We start from the raw sequence: 20,396 nt of genomic DNA on the forward strand, positions 1-20,396 counted from the left end.
GGTCTTGACAGACATAGGAGATTCAACGGCCGACTCGAACACCTACGCGGCTCAGCCCTCGGCTTCCGCAACCTCACGAACTACATCGCTCGATCACTGCTCGAAGCCGGCGGCTTCAGACCCCTACTACACCCTCAAATGCGATGAGCCCCCATCCGGTGCAGGAGTGCCGGGTGGGCGCGCACGTGGATGAGGCGTTCTGTCGATAGTGCGGCGCCGATGGCGTCGCCCGGACGCCGACGTGGGGCTCACCTGCCGACTGACCGCGGAGCGGCACGCCTGCACGCGTCGTTCGCCGTCCTCGGTCGCGCTACGCGAGCTCACGATCTCGGCCGGCCCTCAAGTAGCGCCCCGCCGACGTGATCGCGTTCTGCGAACTGCCGGTCGAGCAGCGGCCCACACAGGGCAACGTCCGACTCAGGCGCTCTCGGTGCGCCTCTTCGGTTTCGCAGCCTCGCCCATTAGTTGATGCCGGGAACTTCGGGCCGCGGCTACAGAAGGCGCGGTGGCTTCCCCGCATCGTGACGCCGTACGCTCGGCTAACCTGACAGGGCACCCCGCGGCGACCGGAGATGCCGAGTCGAGGCTGATCCGCTTGGCCCCGCGGCCGAGCCTCGGGTCCTCCGCACGTCAGACCTGTCCACCTCACCATCGAGATACTCGCGAGATCCAACACATGCCAGCCCAGATCGTCACCAGAGCGCGTGTGCTCTCGACTGCCTCTCTCTTCAGCGGGATCGGCGGTATCGAGCTTGGCCTCGCCCGAGCTGGCGCTGCGAGCGTGGAATCGCTCTGCGAACATTGGGGTCCGGCACGCGACGTCCTACAGGCCCACCACCCTGACGTCCCACTTCACGACGACGTCCGTACGCTCACTGGCTTTGGCGGCGCTGACTTGCTTACCGCGGGTTTCCCCTGCACCGACCTGAGTCAGGCCGGAACGATGCGTGGACTTGATGGTCTCCAGTCGGGCCTCGTGCTCGACGTGCTCCGGCGCGTGCGAGAGCATCGTCCTGCCTGGGTGATGCTCGAGAATGTCCCAAATATGCTGCATCTCAGCGGCGGTCGCGCGATGGAGCGGATCGTCGAGGAGCTTGAGGCGGCGGACTACGCGTGGGCCTATCGTGTGCTCGATTCTCGATTCACCGGTCTTGCTCAGAGGCGCCGGCGGGTGATCCTGGTCGCCTCGGCGACGCATGACCCTTCGCCGCTACTTTTCTCAGAGGACGCCGGGGCGCCGGTATGGCCATCTGATGCGAGTGCGTACGGCTTCTCGTGGACCGAGGGTAACTCCGGGTTGGGATGGGCCGTCGGTGCGGTGCCCACCTTGAAGGGTGGCTCCACTGCGCGAGTGCCAAGTCCACCAGCGGTATGGCTACAGGATTCACCTCACGGCGCGCGAATCGTGCGACCGAGCATCGAGGCTGCGGAGGTGCTTCAGGGGTTCGATCCCGGGTGGACTGCCGCCGCTCCGGAGCGTGATCGGTGGAAGCTCGTGGGCAACGCCGTCAGCACGCGCGTATCTGAGTGGGTGGGCCACCAGCTCGCCCGACGCGACGAAGCTGAGCCAGGGGGCTGGGACGAGGCCCCCTTCCGAGATGGGCAGTCATGGCCGACCGCAGCTCGCGGCGCGGAGGGCGCGCGATGGGCAGCCGCTGTCTCAGAATTTCCCCGGCGGCCCTCGCCCAACCAGCAGCAGGACCTAGCCGAAGTCCTGAGCCTGTACGGGGCGGAGCCTCTCTCCTACCGTGCGACGCGAGGATTCAGGGATCGACTCGTACGCAGCCGTCTCCGCTACCGACAAGACTTCCTCAGCGCGTTGAATGATCACATCGCTCTGCAGGCCCCGTGACATTGGGGACTTGAACGCACGGGACTTGGTTTCTGGTCTGTCGAGCCTCATCTCGGCTGTGGACTAGGCGCACGTCCTCGCAGGGTGATTTCCCTTCTTTCGATGTGTCGGTGTTCCCTGGACGTGCCGAGGAGCACTAGGGTCTGGGTCGAAAGCCAATCCGACGAAGGACCAGATGCCGTGCGATCAGCATTACCAGAGGTCGGTCAGCTCGTCGATGCCCGGGGCGCTCGCTGGGTGGTCAGCGACGTCACAGCTCAGGGCCTTCCCAGGTCCTCCGCCGACGACGGCGCATCCACGATCCAGCATGCCGTGACCCTGCAGGCCATGGGTGACGACCGGTTCGGCGATGAGCTTCGGGTCGTCTGGGAGATCGAGGCCGGGACCAACCTCGTTCCGGAGCGGGGTCTCCCGCACACGCTGGACGCCGAGCAGATCGACGACCCGGCGACGCTCGCGGCGTTCGTCGACGCGCTGCGCTGGGGTGCCGTCACGTCCGCAGACCCGACCGCGTACCAGGCACCCTTCCGCAGCGGCGCGACCGTCGAGCCGTACCAGCTGGAGCCCTTGCGTCGCGCCCTGGCCTCGCCGCGGACGAACCTGCTGCTCGCTGACGACGTGGGACTCGGCAAGACGATCGAGGCCGGCCTGGTCGTGCAGGAGCTCTTGCTCCGTCATCGCGCGCGCTCGGTGATCGTGGTCTGCCCTGCGGGGCTGGTGCTCAAGTGGCGCGACGAGATGGCGGAGAAGTTCGGGCTCTCCTTCGAGGTCATCAGTTCCGACACCATGCGTGAGGTGCGCCGTCGGTACGGCGTCCACGCCAACCCGTTCGTCCTGTTCCCGCGGGTGATCGTGTCGATGTCTTGGCTCCCCACGGCGCGGGCGCAACGCCTGCTCCAGGCTGCCTTCGACGTCGCGCGACGCCGGCCCTCGACGGACGGCTTCGCCTTTGACGTGCTCGTGGTCGACGAGGCGCACCACGTCGCGCCATCGGCTCCGCAGCGGACGTCGGAGAAGCGCGTCTACGCCGTCGACTCGCAGCGGACCCTTGCCGTGCGAGAGCTCTCGCGCATGTCGGAGCATCGCCTGTTCCTGAGCGCCACCCCGCACAACGGGTACCAGGAGTCCTTCACTGCACTCCTCGAGATGGTGGACGAGCACCGCTTTGCCCGCGGCGCCGAGATCGACCCGGTCGCCTTGGGTGAGGTCGCCGTCCGACGCCTGAAGACTGACCTCAAGGACGGTCGCTTCCGCGAGCGGCAGGTCAAGGTGCTGTCGTACACGCCGTCTGACGACGAGGCCGTCGCCTACGACCAGCTCGTCGAGCTCATCCGACGGCGAGAGCGCGCCGCGCGCGCCGGTGACGGGAACGCGTCGGATATCGCAGCCCTGCTGCTCAAGAAGCGCTTTCTGTCCTCGCCGTGGTCGTTCGCCAAGACAGCGAGCGCGTACCTCGAGGCGCGGCGGGACGGCCGGGACCCAACGCTTCCCGACTACGACGACGTGCTGGGCGAGAACGCGGCCGATGACGAGGAGGGTCGCGACACGCAGCCCGAGCAGGACGCCCTGCTCGACACACGCCGTGTCCTGCCCGAGATGCCTGCCCAGGATGTCGCAGAGCTGGAAGCGCTCATCGCATGGGGGGAGAGGTACGAGGCGGCACCCGACTCCCGCCTGCGTGAGCTCATGACATTCCTCGACGCCACCGTCCGTGCGAACGGTGAGTGGTTGAACGAGCGCGTCGTCGTGTTCACGGAGTACGTCGACACACTCGAGTGGATCCAGTCCGTGCTCGCCGGCGCGGGGTACGACTCGAAGCGTCTGGCGGTGATCCATGGGCAGACCCCGCAGGAGGAGCGCGAGGACATCCGCCGCCGATTCAATGCGGACCCGGCCGAGCACCCCGTGCGGATCCTGCTCGCCACGGACGCAGCCGGTGAGGGGATCGACCTGCAGCGCTACTGCCACCGGCTGATCAACTTCGATGTGCCGTTCAACCCGAACAGGCTCGAGCAGCGCATCGGGCGGATAGACCGCTACGGCCAGACGCAGACGCCCGTGGCCTGGCACTTCGCTGCCGATCAGTCGGGGACGTCCGCACTCGCGAAGGACATGGACCTCCTCCGTCGCCTCACGGACAAGATGCAGAGCGTCCGTGCGGACCTGGGCTCGGCCAACCCGGTCCTCGCGCCCGACATCGAGCGGCAGCTGCTCGGTCGGACGGCCCGGCCCGCACGTGCGTCATCGGACACGTCCCAGAGAGCCGTCAACGAGATGCTCGGGGGCGAGCGTCGCCTCTCTGGTGAGCTGACTCGCATCGTGGAGGAGCTTGGTTCCGCACGGAATCGCCTTCACTTGCACCCGGCCAACGTGCGACGAGCTGTCGACACCGCGCTGGAGCTGCAGAACCAGCCACGGCTAGACGAGGTGGGCGACGACCGCACCGACGCGCCGGTCTACTCGGTCCCGCGCAGCGTTGGACCCAGCTGGCAGTTGGTGACCTCGGACCTGGACGACCCGCTGACCGGCAGCCGTCGACCGATCAGTTTCGCGCCGGAGTCGGTGGCGAACGGGCGTACCGACGTTGTCCACGCCCACCTCGGCCACCCGCTGGTCCAGCTGGCTACCCGCACGTTGCGGCAGGAGCTGTGGCAGCCGCGACCGTCGATCCATCGCGTCACGGCCGTGGTCGTACCCGATCTGCGCGACTCGTTCGTGGCTGCGGTCGCGCGACTCGTGCTCGTCGGTGCCAGCGGTACGCGCCTGCACGAAGAGGTCTTCCTCGCGGGGACGCGCCTTCGCCGCCGTCAGGAGCTCGGAGGCGAGCTCTCCGAGGACCTGCTCGCCGCCACCCTCGACGGTGATGACCTGGTGCCCGTCGCGCTGGACACCTTGCGGCCGATCGTCGAGCGGTGGAACGCCGAGGCCGAGGAGGCTGACGGGCTCCGGGCCCGCGTCGAGCACGCCGTCGAGGCTCGCAAGGAGCGGCGCCTGCGAGAGCTGGCTGCTGACCTCGACGCCCGGCTCGAGGCAGATCTGGCACGTGTGGACGGGACGTTCGATCGCTTCGCAGAGACGCTCTCGAGGTCACTGGCCCGCATGGAGCGAGAGGCCCGGGAGGCGGAGGAGACGCTCTTCGAGCCGGAGGGAAGTGCGGCTCAGCGTCGCCGAGACATCCGCGAGGTGCAGCGCCGGCTCGACGTCCTCGCTGAGGAGCGCACCCGGGAGCGGGACGCCGTCGCCACCCGTTACGCCCGCCCCACGCCGTATGTGTTCAACGGGGCTCTGATCCTCGCCCTCACTCCTGCCGATGCCGAGAAGGTCGCCCCGTGAAACCACGCCGCCCCCACCGCCGAGCCGAGGACTTCTTCGGTTGGCTCGAGCTCGTCGAGACGGAGGGCCCGTTCCTCGCGCGCCCGGCACTGAAGGCGCAGTTCCCATCCGGGCTCCCGCGTCCAGACAGCTCGGTCGATGACGTGCGGTCAGCCTTCCGTCTGGGCTTCGGCGACTGGGAGAAGTCCTGGACGACGTGGATGCGCACCGCGAATCGGACGCAGGGTGCTCCGCTCGCCAGCTACCTCGACGCGCGCGACACCTGGGTGAGCACCATGCTCACCGATGTCCTCGAATGGGGTGACTACCTGAGCACCGACGCCAGGGTCGACGCATCGAACCTCGACCACACGGTGACGGTGCCGAGCACGGGACTGCTCGCGGTGGGCGGGACCAGGGCAGCGTTGCTGCTGGTGGTCGATCCCACGGAGGATCTCGCCGCTCCCGGCGCTGACGGATGGGCAGCTAGTTCGATCGACCGCGCGGCCGCCCTTCTCCGTGCGTCAGGCGAGGCCGGCGCTGAACGCGTACCGGTCGCGGTCGTCACCGATGGGCGCTGGTGGGCGCTCGTCTGGCAGAGCGCCCAGGGGAGCACGGGCTCGGGGGTCTTCGACGGGGCGCTGTTCCGTGAGGAACCCGACCTCCGTGACGCCTTCTGGGCGCTAGCGCGCCTGACGTCCCTCGCTGGCGGTGCGACCGACCGGCGCCTGCCGAAGCTCCTTGAGGCGAGCGTTGCCAGCGCCGAAGAGATCACCGACGCCCTGGGCAACCAGGTTCGCGCGTCTGTCGAGCTTCTGGTGCAGTCCTTCTCGGCGTCGCACCTGCGAGCCCTCGCCGACGGTGTGGTCTCACCGCTACCGGCTGACGGGCACCAGGTCTACGACGCCGCGGTCACCTCGATGATGCGGATCATCTTCCTGCTCTTCGCGGAGGCGAACGAGCTGCTCCCGACCGAGCAGCTCTACCGGGAGGCCTACGCCATCTCGGACGTGTTCGACCGACTGGACGAACGGCGCCGCTACGCCGTGGGCGTCGAGGGCGACGAGGCGCTGGGCGCGTCCTACGACACGTGGCACCGCCTGCTCGCGACGAGCCGCGCGCTGTACGAGGGCGCGACGTTCGAGGACCTGCGCATGCCCGCCTACGGGGGGTCACTCTTCGATCCGGACCGGTTCCCGTGGCTCACCGCCGTCAACGAGAGCGACGGCGGCCTCCAGGTGCTCGTCGACGATCGCGTGATGTTCTACGTGCTGCGCTCCGTCCAGCACGCCCAGGTGAGTGGGGAGGATCGTCAGGTCTCATTCCGAGAGCTCGACGTCGAGCAGATCGGCTACGTGTACGAGGGCTTGCTCGGCTATTCAGCCCGCTACACGGACGAGATCCTCGTGGGCCTCGACGGCCCGTCCGGATCCGAGCCGGAGGTGGCGCTCGACGTCCTCCACGAGCTCAACGACCTGGCCGACGAGGACGCCGACGACTTTGCTAAGCGTCTCATCGCGTGGGTCAAGGACGACCAGCCGGGGGCGAAGACGCGCACGGCGCGCCAGCTTGCCAAGGCCTATGCCGAGAGCGGTGAGACGACGACCCAGGACGAGGGCCGCCGCCGGCTGCGGCCCGTCGTTGGCGATGATCCGATCGTCGAGGAGCTGGTGGGCTACTACAAGCTCATGCGGCTCGACTCCCGGGGGCTGCCGTACGTCGTGCCGGCCGGCGGCCTCGTTGTGATCGAGACGCGCTCGCGGTCGACGTCCGGTGCGCACTACACGCCCCGCTCGCTCGCGGAGGAAGTGGTGCTCCATGCGCTTGAGCCGCTCGTCTACGCGCCGGGTCCGCTCCAGACCGACGACACGACCCAGTGGAGGCTCATCTCCTCCTCGCAGATCCTCGACCTCAAGGTCGCGGACATTGCCGTGGGTTCGGGCGCTTTCCTCGTCGCAGCTGCGCGGTACCTGGGCGCGCGGCTGCTCGAGGCGTGGGACGACGAGGACATCACGCGGCACGAGGCGTCCGCCGAGCTGCGCCGGCGTCGGAAGACCGAAGCGCGCAGGGAGGTCATCGCCCACTGTCTGTACGGCGCGGACATCAACCAGATGGCCGTCGAGATGTGCAAGCTCTCGCTCTGGTTGGTGTCTCTCGATCCGGACCGACCGTTCTCGTTCGTCGATGACAAGATCTTCTGTGGCAACTCTTTGCTCGGTCTGACCGAACTGCGTCAGCTCCGAGGCCTGCACATCGATCCGACGCCTGCGCGGCTGCGCAACCCTGGCTTTACAGTGGATGTCGACCTCGCGATCCAACGTGCGACCGATGTACGGCACCAGTTGAGTTCGCCTGTGTCAGAGCGCGACGCCATGCGCTCGACACGCGCGAAGCGCCAACTCATGAAGCAGCTCGACGACAACCTGGCCGAGCTTCGTACCGTCGCCGACGGCGTCATCGCGGCTGGACTGGCGCTCAGCGGCAAGAAAGGTCGGGCGCTAGATGAGGCATACGAGCACCTCTCGTTCGCGCTAATGCGTGCGGACCTCGGTGATCGCGCCATGCTCGACGGTGTCATCGACCGCGGGCTTACGCCGAGCGTCGAGACTGACTACGACCGGTGGAAGCCGTTGCACTGGGTGATCGACGTGCCCGATGTCTTGATCGAGCACGGGGGGTTCGATGCGATCGTCGGGAATCCTCCCTTCCTAGGTGGCAAGAAGATCTCTGGAGTAAACGGCAGCGAGTTTAGAGAATTCATCGTTAACACGATCGCAAATGCTCGAAAAGGGGAAGCCGACCTGGTCGGCTACTTCGTCCTTCGCGCGGTGGGGCTCTTGAGGCACTCCGGCACATTCGGTTTAATAGCCTCCGAGTCGCTCTCGGAGGGCGAGGCGCGCAGAGTGGTTTTGGAGCCGCTGCTTTCCGACGGAGTCGAGATCGTGAGGGCGCAGAAACGGCGCAAGTGGCCGACCAAGGCAAGTGTGCATGTTTCCATTCTCTGGGCCACTCGATCGAGTGTCTCAAAGACCGCTGTACGCGTTTGCGACGGACGTATCGTCTCAAGCATAAACTCAAGCCTTGAGCCGCGGAGCCGCATTCACGGCGCTCCAGCTCAACTCGCCGAGAATGCCAACCTCAGCTTTATGGGCTCCATTCTGTCGGGGCAAGGATTCGTCTTATCGGAAGCCGAGTTTGGGGAAATGATTCGTCGGGATCCGCACTCTGCCCAGGTTTGCAGGCCGTACGTCAGAGGGTCTGATATAAACCAGGCGCCACAGCCTGGTCCCTCGTCTCAGGTCATTGACTTTCGCGACATGAGCCTAATCGAGGCGCGACGGTACCCTGCCGCTCTTGAACGGGTTGAGCGAATGGTGAAGCCGGCTCGGGATGGGGGGAAGAAGAAGCAGTACCGCGAGCGATGGTGGCTTTTCGCCGAAAGGGGTCGGGGACTCTATGCTGGACTTAAGGACCTAGACTTTGTCATATGTATCGTCCTGACAAGCGACACTCTTGCGCCCGTCCGGCTGAGTGCGAATGCCGTATTCAGCAACTCGATCGGTGTGTTTTTATTGCGCGACTGGGGTTCGTTAGCCCTGCTCTCTTCGTCTTTGCATCAGTCCTGGGCAATGCGTTGGGGTTCTAGTCTCGACGCCGCAACTCGCTACACGATATCCGACGTTTTCGAGACTTTTCCGCGTCCTTCGATCACGGAGCGGCTTGAGGGCGCTGGTCATGCGCTCGATCGCGAGCGCGCCGAGATTATGGGGCGGCGACGGCTTGGCCTAACCAAACTTTACGGCTTCGTCAATGACTCCGCTGTCGACGATCCCGACGTTGCACGCCTCCGGTCCATACAGGTCGAGCTTGACGAGGCGGTCGCGGACGCCTATGGCTGGTCTGACATCTCGCTTGGTCACGGTTTCCACACCTACCGTCAGATGGAGCGCTTCACCATCAGCCCGGCGGCGCGGGTTGAGCTTCTCGACCGACTACTCGAGGAGAACCATCGGCGGGCGGCGCGTCAGGGCAACGTGGGTGCGTCCGGCGATGGTGCGGATGACCTGGAGGACACCGAAGGTGAGGACGCATGAGCGAGGCCGCTGCGACGTCGGCTGACGTCCGGGACGAGCTGCACAGGCTGCTGGTTGCTGACCTGGTCGGGCCCTGGGACGGGCCGTCCGAAGCCGTCGTGGGAAATCCCCGCGGTCGCTATCTCGCCGGTGCGCTCGCCCCCGTCAAGGTCGATCCGGCCGCCCCGGTCGAGAGCTCGGTGGCCTTCAGCGGCACCGATGTGGCGGACATGCGCTCCGCCGACGCGCCGCTGCTGACACCCGTTGACGAGTCGAGCGCCGGCGTTCCGGAAGCCTCTGATGTCGAGGTGGCCGAGTCCGACGACCCAGCGGAGGCTGACGACAAGGGCCCCACGTCCAAGCTCATTGCCCCGTCGTCGATGGGACTGCGGTTCCGGGTCGCTCGGGGCGGCCCGGGCCTCGCACTCACTGCTCGGTGGGGCGAGTATGGCCCCCGCCGCGAGACGGACGACGACGGACGCACGAGGACCTATTACGACCGCACCCCGCACGAGCCCTCGGTCGTCGTCCCCAGCGGCAGCCTGGAGCCAGGGGCCACTCTCGACCTGCCGGTCCTCGAACGCGACGGCGCTGTCGAGGTCTCGGTGAGCGTCGAGGTGCTGCCCGACGGGGACGGAACCCTCATCGTCGAGGTCGCCCTGCAGAACCGGAGGGTCACCGACGGGAACCTCCCGCCTCGTGAGTGGCTCTTCCAGGCGGAGCTCGAGGTGGCTGCGGTCGACGGGAGCAACATCTTCCTCCCCATCCACGACCCGCTCGACGGACTGCCGCCGGGGCTGGACGAGGAGGAGGAGAGACTCGAGCTGCTGTACCGCGACCGGCTCGAGTTCGTGATGGGCCGCACCTGCTCCGCGACCTGGACAACCGTGGATCCCCAGAGTGCCGGACTCTGGCGTCTTGACCTCGTCGAGGGCGCGCGGACCGCGAACCGCGTTCGTACCACCTGGGTGCCGGAGGCGGAGGTCCCGCAGACGATCGCGTCGGGCGTCAGCGGCACGCTGCTCTCGATGGAACGGCTCGCCGCGGCATCCCAGCCGGAGGTGGTCGAGGGCCTCACGCCACTGATCGCCGGCTACCGGAAGTGGCTCACCGAACGTGCAGCCGATGCCACGAGACTGCCGCAGCACCTGCGCGTCGTGGCCGAGGTGGCCATCGAGGACGCAGGCCTCGCCGCAGATCGACTCGATGAGGGCCTCGCACTTCTCGGTTCGGATCCGGACGCGTTCCGGGCGTTCCAGTTCATGAACCGGGTCATGGCGGACCAGCGCGTCCACAGCCAGGTCGCCCAGACGCGCTCCGAGGACGCGAGCCTGGGCATCACTGCTGCCCTCCAACGGGTCACGGAGAAGGGCGAGAGCGCGGCGTCCTGGCGGCACTTTCAGATCGGCTTCATCCTCATGCAGCTCCCGGCTCTCACCGATCCGACTTCCCTGCGACGCAGCAGCGATGACGCGCGCGCAGAGCTGCTCTTCTTCCCGACCGGTGGCGGCAAGACAGAGGCCTACCTGGGCCTCGCGGCTTACACGTTCGCGATCCGTCGTCTTCAGGGAGTCGTCACCACCCCCGACGGAGCGCTGGACGGCCGCGACGGGGTCGCGGTGCTCATGCGCTACACCCTGCGCCTGCTGACGACGCAGCAGTTCCAGCGGGCTACGGCACTGGTGTGTGCCGCCGAGATCGTCCGCCGCGAGGATCCGGCGACGTGGGGCACGGAGCCCTTCCGGATCGGGCTGTGGGTGGGTAGCAACGTCAGCCCGAAGTCCTTCACCGAGGCCGAGGAGCAGATCACCGCGGCGCTGGCGACGGAGGGGCGCCCCTACGGGGTCACGGTCCTGCAGCTCCAGCGCTGCCCCTGGTGCGGGTCACCCATCTCGCCCAAGCAGCACATCCGTCTCCACAAGGCGCGTCGTCGCATCCTCGTCCACTGCGGGGCCAAGCTGGGCAGTGAATGCCCTTTTGCCGAAGGAGGCGCCGTCGAGGACGGGCTCCCCGTACTCACCGTCGACGAGGAGATCTACCGCCATCCCCCGACGTATCTGCTGGCCACGGTGGACAAGTTCGCCCGGATCGCGCGCGAGGGTCAGGCCGCCAGTCTCTTCGGACACGTGGCCGAGCGCTGCCCGCGCCACGGCTACCGGCACCCGGACACACCGACGGCCGTATGCACAGGTAGCAGTCACAAGGCGGCCGGCGCCCTCCCCAAGGTCAGCATCCAGAAGACGGGCCGTCTGCGCCCACCCGACCTGATTATCCAGGACGAGCTGCACCTCATCACCGGCGCCCTCGGGACTGCCGTCGGCCTCTTCGAGGTCGCCGTCGACACGCTCTGCAGCTGGCAGTCCGGCACCGACCTCGCGCCCGCCACGCCGGTCCGTCCGCTCGTGGTGGCGTCCACCGCGACGAGCCGCAATGCCGAGGCGCAGGTGCGACGGCTCTACGGGCGCGGTATCGAGATCTTCCCCCCGCAGGTGCTCGACATCTCGGACACGTACTTCTCCAAGGAGGTGCCGATCTCCGCAGAGCACCCGGGTCGGCGTTACCTCGGGGTGTGCGCGCACGGTGCCAAGCTGACCCTCGCGGAGATCAGGGTGAGCGAGATCCTGCTCCTCGCCGGCCAGAAGCTCGTCGATGCCCACGGCGAGGCGGCGGACCCGTACATGACGCTCGTCGGGTACTTCAGCGCCACACGCGAGCTCGCGGGAATGCGCCGCTACCTCGATGACGACGTCACCACCCGGATCACCAACCCCGACAACGCCAGCGGCTACCCCCGGCGAGGTACCTGGGGTCTCGAAATCGGTGAGCTCACCTCGCGCGTCTCGTCGATGGAGATCACCAAGACCCTCGATCGACTGTCGGTGCCGTTCGACCCGGCGTGGGACACCACGCAGGCGCACAGCGAGCAGGTAGCGCTTCGCAAGGCCGGGGAGACCGTCCGCAAACGGGCGGGTAATCGGCCCTACGACGTCGTCCTGGCCACCTCGATGCTCCAGGTCGGGGTCGACGTCGGACGCCTCGGGCTCATGCTCGTCGTCGGCCAGCCGAAGAACACCGCCGAGTACATCCAGGCCTCGTCGCGCGTCGGCCGTGTCTCGGCGAAGCCCGGACTCGTCGTGACGCTCGCGAACCGGTCCCGCCCCCGCGACATGGCGCACTACGAGCAGTTCGAACACGATCACCGGACGTTCTACGCGCATGTCGAAGCCCTGTCCGTCACCCCCTACTCGGACAGCTCCCTGGAACGAGGCCTGACCGGCGTGCTCGTCTCCATCGCAAGGGTGCTCGATGTGGGGCACCCGAACTCCTTCTCGCCCCAGGAAGGAGCGTGGAGCATCACCTCGCGATTCGCGACCCTGGAGCACCTGGTCGACGTGATCGCGCGGCGAGCCGCCAGCTCGGGTGCTGACGACCGTGTCCAGGAGATCAGGGACAAGCTCACCCGTCGCCTCGACGCCTGGTACAGGAAAGCGAAGGCTGTCCCGGCAATCACCTACACCGGGAAAGGCGACACCCTGCTCAGGAGTCCGGAGGACGGTCCGGCGTTCGGCGACAACGTCTACCTCCGCGTGGCGAACTCGATGCGCGAGGTCCAGCCCGAGATCAGCCTCGTGGTGCGTTCCTACGGCGACCGGATCGCCGAGACCGACCCCCCGGGCGCCCCAGGTTGGGTGTTCGACTCGGAGGTGGACGCATGAGTGAGGCCGCGGACGCGGCTGCGCCGGCCGGTGGGTCGAGCGAGCCGGATGACGAGACGTCGTACGTGGCCACCGCGGACGTCGTCGATCCGTTCGAACACTCCGACGAGGTCAAGCCCAAGAACTTCGGACGGGTCGGGTCGTTGCGTCCCACCGCACTGCTCTTTACCGCCGGTATCGGAGCCTCCGTCGACCTGCCCCACATCGCGGTCATGCCGCAGGGACTCGACTCCTGGGAGCGCGCGTACGCCCAGATGGGCGGTGCTCTTCAGGTCTTCGAGCCCCGACTCGTCGAAGCCGTCAAGGCGCAGCTCGGCCGCCAGGTCCGCGAGCTCCGCAAGCCGCCCCGTCAAGTGGTCGGCCCACGCGAGGTGCCCCGAGTCGGGGTGCCTGCGACGGCGTTCCCGCGGTGGCTGCGCTGCACCGGCTGCGACCTGCTGGCGCCCTTCGAGGGCGAGGGTGGAGCGTTCACGTTCCTCAACACGATCGGGATGAGACCGGACCAGGCGCGCTTCGTTCACAAGCAGTGCAAGGGCCGGAACAACGCGGGCAAACCCCGAGAGAGCGTGGCAGTCCCCGCGCGTTACCTCGTGGCATGCCTCAACGGGCATCTCGACGAGTTCCCCTACACCGCGTTCGTTCACCGGTCCCACGGCGGGAGCTGGACGTGCGACAAGGCACCCGGGGTGAGCAACCCCGCGACCAAGCTGCGGATGCTGGAGTGGCGCAGCAACATCGGACCTGAGGTCCGCGTCACGTGTGTCGCGTGCGGGCAGACCAGGAGCATGCGCGAGCTCACCGGCACGGCGGGGGCCGAGCGGATGCCGCATTGCCGCGGCCGGCACCCCCACCTCGGCACATTTGAGAAGTGCGGGGCGGAGACCAAGCTCATGCTCCTCGGGGCGGCCAACCAGTGGTTCCCCGCGACCATCAGCCTGTTGGTCGTGCCCGAGAGCCGGGAGCTCGGCGTGGCCGATGTGGCCCAACGCCTGTTGGGGGTGTCTGCCGAAGTCCGCGCGATGGTGACAACCGAGAGCGCGATTCCGATGTTCAAGATGTTCGTGCGGAACAACGGGCTCGACCTGAGCGATGTGCCCGACGCGATGGTCTGGGAGGCCATTGCGCTCGCTGCGGCGAGCGGCGCCGCCGATTCCGGTCGCACAACGCCATACAGCCCTGTCGAGCTCCGCGCCCCCGAGTGGCGCACGCTCATCCGTCCAGCCGACTTCGCCAAGCACGCACGCGAGAGCGACTTCCGGATCAGGGACGTGCAGGTGCCCGCAGGCCTGTCGCCGGTCATCGAGACCGTGGCGGCGGTCGACCGGCTGAAGAAGGTCAACGCCTTCGTCGGCTTTACCCGGGTTGATGCGTTCGAACGCATCGGCGACGCTCCAGAGCGCCTCGCCCCACTGGCGCGGAAGCGGCCCACGTGGGTTCCCGCGACGGAGGACCACGGGGAAGGCGTGTTCGTCCGGCTACGTGAGGACGTCGTCGGCCCCTGGGAGGACGCCGTGCTCGACTCCGGCCTCTGGGACGCCCATCGCGAGGCTCATCGGCGGAACGTCCTGCGCCGCACGAGCACCTCCGCCGCAGTCGTCGATGTGGATTCAAGACTCGAGCAGCCTCGATACTGGGCTGTCCACACCCTCGCCCATCTGGTGATCAGGCAGATGGCGCTGGACGCCGGGTACGGGTCCGCGTCGCTCTCCGAGCGCATCTACGCATGGCGAGGGGATGGTGACCACGAGCCCGCAGCCGGATTCCTCATCTCGACGACCTCGCCCGACAGCGACGGAACCCTCGGCGGGTTGGTCGAGCAGGCATCACCCGAGGCCATGGCCAAACTTGTCTCGCGCGCACTCGCGCGGGCATCGAGGTGCTCCTCTGACCCTGTGTGCTCGCACCGCGTACCTCGCGGGCAGGAGGACTTCCTCCACGGAGCGGCCTGCCACTTCTGCACGTTCCTGTCCGAGACCTCGTGCGACAACGCGAACCGTTTCCTCGACCGCCGATTCATCCTGACCCTCTATCCAGATCAGCCTGCGTCGTCAGGCGTCCAAGGGCTCATGGCTGGCATCACGGCATGACGGACTCGGGTCTTGCGCAGCTGGAGCCGCTCGGTGCGCTGCTCGCCCCCACTGAGCTGCGCCGGGTGGCCGACAGCCTCGTGATCGACGGCGTGCCCCGTCGGGCCGTTCGGAGCCTGGCGACAGAAAAGCGAGAGCATGCCGAGGTCCTGGTACGGGACGTGCTCGGGGCATTCGGTAGCCGGCGGGCCGTCGCCGCCACCCTGCGAGCGATGGCCGCGACCGCCGAACGTGTCCCGGACCCGCCGACTCTCGTCTGGAGCGGACCACAGCTGCCGGGGGACTCGATCCGCACGACCTCCGCGATCGTCCGCCTGATCGACGAGTCGGAGGAATCGGTATTGGCGTCCACGTACTCGGGCTCGGCGACCGCGCCGTTCGTCCAGGCACTCGTACGAGCCGCTCAACGCAAGGTCGCGATCACTGTCGTCGCCGACGTAAGCCAGCGAACGGACTGCGCGGACGCCATCAGCGGTGCTGTGCCTCGAGCAAGGGTTCTCGGCTTCTACGACGCCGATACGGGGCTGCCACGGATGCAGCACTCGAAGGTTCTGGTCATCGACGGGCGGTTGGCCCTCGTGACCAGCGCCAACCTGTCGTATGCGGCCGTTGAGCAGAACCTTGAGGCCGGTCTCCTGGTGCAGGACCCTTCTGTTGCGAGTCAGATCGTCCGACGGTTCGCTGACCTCATGGCAGCGGGGAGTCTTCGGGAAATGTCCTAGCGGGAGGGCATGCCGACTTCGATTGCCGCTCTAGGCGAAGTTTCGCGACGCGAGAGCCATGGCTGTGCGTGATGCAGGATTCGACAAGGTGGTGTCGCGGGATGGCCTCGAAGACCGTGTAATTTTCATGGACTTCAATTGGGTGGTCGTCGGACAGGAGTCGGTGTCGAGCCCCGGCGTTCCTGCCGACGCGGAGGCTGTCCTTCTCGCGATGAAGAAGGACGACGCAGATGTAGGAACTCCGTCTGCCCGAGGGAACACCGGAGCGCGAAGCCGCCGAGGCGTGCAAAGCTGCGGAGCGTAAGGCGGAGGAAGAGCGCCAAGAGCAGGCGGCGGCTGCGGAAGCAGTGCTTCGAGCGGAAGCGGAAGTGGCGAACCTTGCCGTAGCAAGTCAGACTTGCATCGAGCACCTGGACCCTGCGCTGCCAGTCCCAGGCCAGATGATCGGCACGATCGAGGACTACGTTGCCGTCGCACGCGAAGTGGGCTCCGAAAGTTGGGAGTGCCAACTTGGCGCTGACTCGGTGATGGACCTGGGGGCTGCTCTCGTCGACGGATTGGCTGTGGGGGCTCCAGGTGCTGAGATCCAACTCGACGCGGAGTTTGAGAGACTCCAGGCGGCCGCCGACGCGATCAATCGGGCTTGCCAGACGCTATCGACCGCCTATGGCCCGACAAAGCAGTCATCGCTAGAGCGGTACGACGAGATCTGGAAGCCTGCGATCCGCGAATGGAACAAGTCGCTGAAGGCCCTCTGCGCCGAGACGTCGGTCCCCACGCCCCTCTACCGCTGGAGTTCACGGCGTTGACTAGCGGGCGGGGGCCCATTCCCGGCGGAGTCGGGGGGGGCGGCGTCAAGGTCTCGAGGCAACGAGGCGCCTCTCGAAGGCTTCGCGTGGGGTCAGGAAGCCCAGGCTCGCTCGGGGCGGTTCGTTGAGCTCTTCGGCGATGGCGGTGAGGTAGGGCTGGCGGCAGCGAGCTGCGGTAGCGCTACACCGAGAAGTACTTGGCCTCGGGGTGGTGGAACACGAACGCGTCCGTCGACTGCTCGGGGTGCAGCTGCAGCTCGTCTGACAGCACCACCCCAGCCCGCTCAGCCCGCAGCAGCTCGACGACCTTCCGCCGGTCCTCCATGTCCGGGCACGCCGGGTACCCGAGCGAATAGCGCGCACCCCGGTACTCGACCTTGAACATCCCGTCCAAAGAAGCGGGGTCCTCCGCCCCGAACCCCAGCTCCTCACGCACTCGTGAGTGCCAGTACTCCGCGAGCGACTCGGTCAGCTGCACCGACAGCCCGTGCAGCTCCATGTACTCGCGGTACTTGTTCTCCGCGAACAGCGCCGCCGTAAAGTCGTTCACGCGCGCGCCGATCGTCACGAGCTGCACGCCCAGCACGTCCACCTCGCCCGACGACCGCGGCCGCACAAAGTCGGCCAGGCACAGGTGCCGGTCGCGCCGCTGCCGCGGGAACGTGAACCGCATCCGCTCCGTGCCCGGCTCGCCGCCCGACCCGCCGTCGGGCCCGTCGTGGTGCAGCACCACCACGTCGTTGCCCTCCGAGTACGCGGGGAAGTACCCGTACAGCACCGTCGGCTCGAACATCTCCTCCGCGACGATCCGGTCCAGCCACGCCCGCAGACGCGGCCGCCCCTCCGTCTCAACGAGCTCCGCGTACGAGAGCGCGTCGTCGGCCCGCGACGGCTTGAGCCCCCACTGACCCATGAACGTCGCCCGCTCGTCCAGGAACGCCGCATAGTCCGCGAGGCGCACGCCCTTGACGACGCGCGTGCCCCAGAACGGCGGCGTCGGCACCGGGTTGTCTAGCGCGACGTCGGAGCGCGCCGGCAGGTCGGCGTCGTCCGTGAACGTCGGCGTCACCACCGCGTGGCGACGCTTCTTCAGCGGCGGCAGCCCGACGGCGTCGCGCGCCTCACCGCGCGCCACGCGCACGAGCGGCTCCATGAGCCGCAGCCCCTCGAACGCGTCCTTCGCGTACCGCACCTCGCCCTCGTACAGGTCCGCGAGGTCGTCCTCGACATACGTGCGCGTGAGCGCCGCGCCGCCGAGGATCACCGGGTACTTGCCCGCGAGCCCGCGAGCGTTGAGCTCAAGCAGGTTCTCCTTCATCACGAGCGTCGACTTCACCAGCAGCCCGGACATCCCGATCACGTCGGCGCCGTGCTGCTCGGCGGCGTCGATCATCGCGGAGATCGACTGCTTGATGCCGATGTTGATCACCGTGTAGCCGTTGTTCGTCAAGATGATGTCGACGAGGTTCTTGCCGATGTCGTGCACGTCTCCGCGCACCGTCGCCAGCACGATCGTGCCCTTGCTCGCCGACGCCCCCGACGCGTCCACGACCTTCTCCATGTGCGGCTCGAGGTACGCGACCGCCGTCTTCATCGTCTCCGCGGACTGCAGCACGAACGGCAGCTGCATCTCACCCTTGCCGAACAGCTCACCGACCACCTTCATGCCCTCGAGCAGGTGGTCGTTGACGATGTCGAGCGCCTTCCACCCCTCCGCGAGCGCCGCGTCCAGGTCGTGGGACAGGCCCTTGAGCTCGCCGTCGACGATGCGACGCGCGAGGCGCTCACCGAGCGGCAGCGCCGCGAGCTCGGCAGCGCGCTGGTCCTTCATCGACGCGGCGTCGACGCCGGAGAACAGGTCGAGCAGGTGTGCGAGCGGGTCATGCACGAGGTTCCCCGCGTCGTCGTACCGCCGCCGGTCCCAGACGAGGTCGAGCGCGGCCTCGCGCTGCTCGGTCGGGATCTTCGCGAGCGGGAGGATCTTCGCCGCGTGCACGATCGCCGAGTCCAGCCCCGCCTCGACTGCCTCGTGGAGGAACACCGAGTTGAGGACCGTGCGCGCGGCCGGGTTGAGGCCGAAGGACACGTTCGAGACGCCGAGCGTCGTGTGCACGCCCGGGTACTTCGCCTTGAGCGCGCGGATCGCCTCGATCGTCTCGATGGCGTCCCGGCGCGTCTCCTCCTGACCCGTCGCGATCGGGAACGTGAGCGTGTCGACGATGATGTCCTCGACCGCCATGCCCCACGTGCCGACCAGGTCGTCGATGAGCCGGGAGGCGATCGCGACCTTGTGGTCCGCGGTGCGGGCTTGGCCCTCCTCGTCGATCGTCAGCGCGATCACCGCCGCACCGTGCTCCTTCACGAGCGGCATGATCCGCCCATAGCGCGACGCAGGGCCGTCGCCGTCCTCGAAGTTCACCGAGTTCACGACGGCGCGCCCACCCACCAGCTCGAGCCCCGCCCGCAGCACCTCCGGCTCCGTGGAGTCGAGCACGAGCGGCAGCGTCGACGCCGACGCGAGCCGCGACACGACCTCCCGCGCGTCCGCTGATCCGTCGCGGCCCACATAGTCGACGCACACGTCGAGCAGGTGCGCGCCGTCGCGCGTCTGGTCGCGTGCGATGCGCACGCACTCGTCCCACTCGCCCGCGAGCATCGCCTCCCGGAACGCCTTCGACCCGTTCGCGTTCGTCCGCTCACCGATCGCGAGGAAGCTCGCGTCCTGGTCGAAGTCCACGTGCGAGTACAGGCTCGCCACGCCCTGCTCAGGCTTCGGGTCGCGCGCGACGACGGGCGCCCCGCCCACCGCGTCGACGACAGCGCGCAGGTGCTCCGGCGTCGTACCGCAACAGCCGCCCACAAGAGACAGGCCGAACTCGCCGACGAACTGCTTGTGCGCCGCCGCGAGCTCCGCCGGGGAGAGCGGGTACTCCGCGCCGTTCTTGCCGAGCACCGGCAGGCCCGCGTTCGGCATGCAGGTCACGGGCACGGGGGAGTGCTTCGACAGGTGGCGCAGGTGCTCGCTCATCTCCGCCGGGCCCGTCGCGCAGTTCAGGCCGATCGCGTCGACGCCGAGCACGCGCAGCGTCGTGACCGCCGCACCGATCTCGGAGCCCATGAGCATCGTGCCCGTCGTCTCGACGGTCACCTGCGCGAAGATCAGCACGTGCGTCCCGAGGCGCTCCATCGCGGCCTTCGCACCGTTGATCGCGGCCTTCGCCTGCAGCAGGTCCTGCGCCGTCTCGATGAGCAGCGCGTCCGCACCGCCGCGGACGAGGCCCTCCGCCTGGAGGGAGAACGTGTCCTTGAGGTGCGCGTACGTCGTGTGGCCGAGGCTCGGCAGCTTCGTGCCTGGGCCCATCGAGCCGAGCACCCAGCGCTCCCGCCCGTCCGCAGCCGTGTGCTTCTCCGCGCTGCGCCGCGCGATCACCGCGCCCGCCTCAGCGAGCTCGGTGATGCGGTCGTCGATGTCGTAGTCCGACAGGTTGGACCAGTTCGCGCCGAACGTGTTCGTCTCGACGCAGTCCACGCCGACCGCGAAGTACGCGTCGTGCACCGACTCGACGACGTCGGGGCGCGTCACGTTGAGGATCTCGTTGCAGCCCTCAAGGTCTTCGAAGTCCGCGAGCGTGAGGTCCGCAGCCTGGAGCATCGTGCCCATCGCGCCGTCGGCCACGACGACCCGGCTGGCGAGGGCGGACTTCAAGGACTGGGCGCGCGCGGTCAGCATGCGGCGAGTCTAGGACCGCGTCGCGGACTTGAGACGGGGTGTCCACGGGACGACGCCGGACGTCGCACGAACGCCCGTGCCCCGTCTGTAAGGCC

8 protein-coding genes and 1 pseudogene are annotated in these 20,396 nt (G+C 67.8%); 7 read left to right on the top strand and 2 right to left on the bottom strand.

Going from position 1 to position 20,396, the window contains the following annotated elements:
• Positions 1–676: 676 nt before the first annotated feature.
• The 7 genes from AC4F3Q_RS06110 to AC4F3Q_RS06140 all read left to right on the top strand — a co-directional run bounded on the left by AC4F3Q_RS06110 (position 677) and on the right by AC4F3Q_RS06140 (position 16,571).
• Entirely contained in the window at positions 677–1,852 is a 1,176-nt protein-coding gene (locus tag AC4F3Q_RS06110) for a DNA cytosine methyltransferase (RefSeq protein ID WP_491039193.1), read from the top strand.
• A 180-nt stretch (positions 1,853–2,032) separates the two neighbouring features.
• Complete coding sequence (gene drmD / locus AC4F3Q_RS06115) at positions 2,033–5,185, top strand: DISARM system SNF2-like helicase DrmD (protein WP_491039194.1); 3,153 nt, start codon at positions 2,033–2,035, stop codon at positions 5,183–5,185.
• Entirely contained in the window at positions 5,182–9,258 is a 4,077-nt protein-coding gene (locus AC4F3Q_RS06120; RefSeq protein ID WP_491039195.1) for an Eco57I restriction-modification methylase domain-containing protein, read from the top strand. Before drmD ends, AC4F3Q_RS06120 begins: the two co-directional genes overlap by 4 nt.
• Complete coding sequence (drmA, locus tag AC4F3Q_RS06125; protein WP_491039196.1) at positions 9,255–12,953, top strand: DISARM system helicase DrmA; 3,699 nt, start codon at positions 9,255–9,257, stop codon at positions 12,951–12,953. Before AC4F3Q_RS06120 ends, drmA begins: the two co-directional genes overlap by 4 nt.
• Positions 12,950–15,040 (top strand): DrmB family protein, encoded by a 2,091-nt coding sequence (drmB, locus tag AC4F3Q_RS06130; protein ID WP_491039197.1) that lies wholly within the window; start codon positions 12,950–12,952, stop codon positions 15,038–15,040. The genes drmA and drmB overlap by 4 nt, the downstream gene beginning before the upstream one ends.
• Positions 15,037–15,762 carry a DISARM system phospholipase D-like protein DrmC gene (drmC, locus tag AC4F3Q_RS06135; protein WP_491039198.1) on the top strand — a complete coding sequence of 242 codons (726 nt, stop codon included), beginning with the start codon at positions 15,037–15,039 and terminating at the stop codon, positions 15,760–15,762. The genes drmB and drmC overlap by 4 nt, the downstream gene beginning before the upstream one ends.
• A gap of 440 nt (positions 15,763–16,202) precedes the next feature.
• A complete protein-coding gene (locus AC4F3Q_RS06140; RefSeq protein ID WP_491039199.1) occupies positions 16,203–16,571 on the top strand; it encodes a hypothetical protein in 369 nt (122 codons plus the stop codon).
• A 45-nt stretch (positions 16,572–16,616) separates the two neighbouring features.
• Here AC4F3Q_RS06140 and AC4F3Q_RS06145 read toward each other — a convergent pair.
• Positions 16,617–16,730: pseudogene (locus tag AC4F3Q_RS06145) on the bottom strand (IS30 family transposase); the annotation flags it as partial.
• Between the two features lie 22 nt (positions 16,731–16,752).
• Complete coding sequence (metH, locus tag AC4F3Q_RS06150) at positions 16,753–20,301, bottom strand: methionine synthase (RefSeq protein ID WP_491039200.1); 3,549 nt, start codon at positions 20,299–20,301, stop codon at positions 16,753–16,755.
• Between the last annotated feature and the right edge of the window lie 95 nt (positions 20,302–20,396).

This window comes from Flavimobilis sp. BM9 (assembly GCF_058313055.1).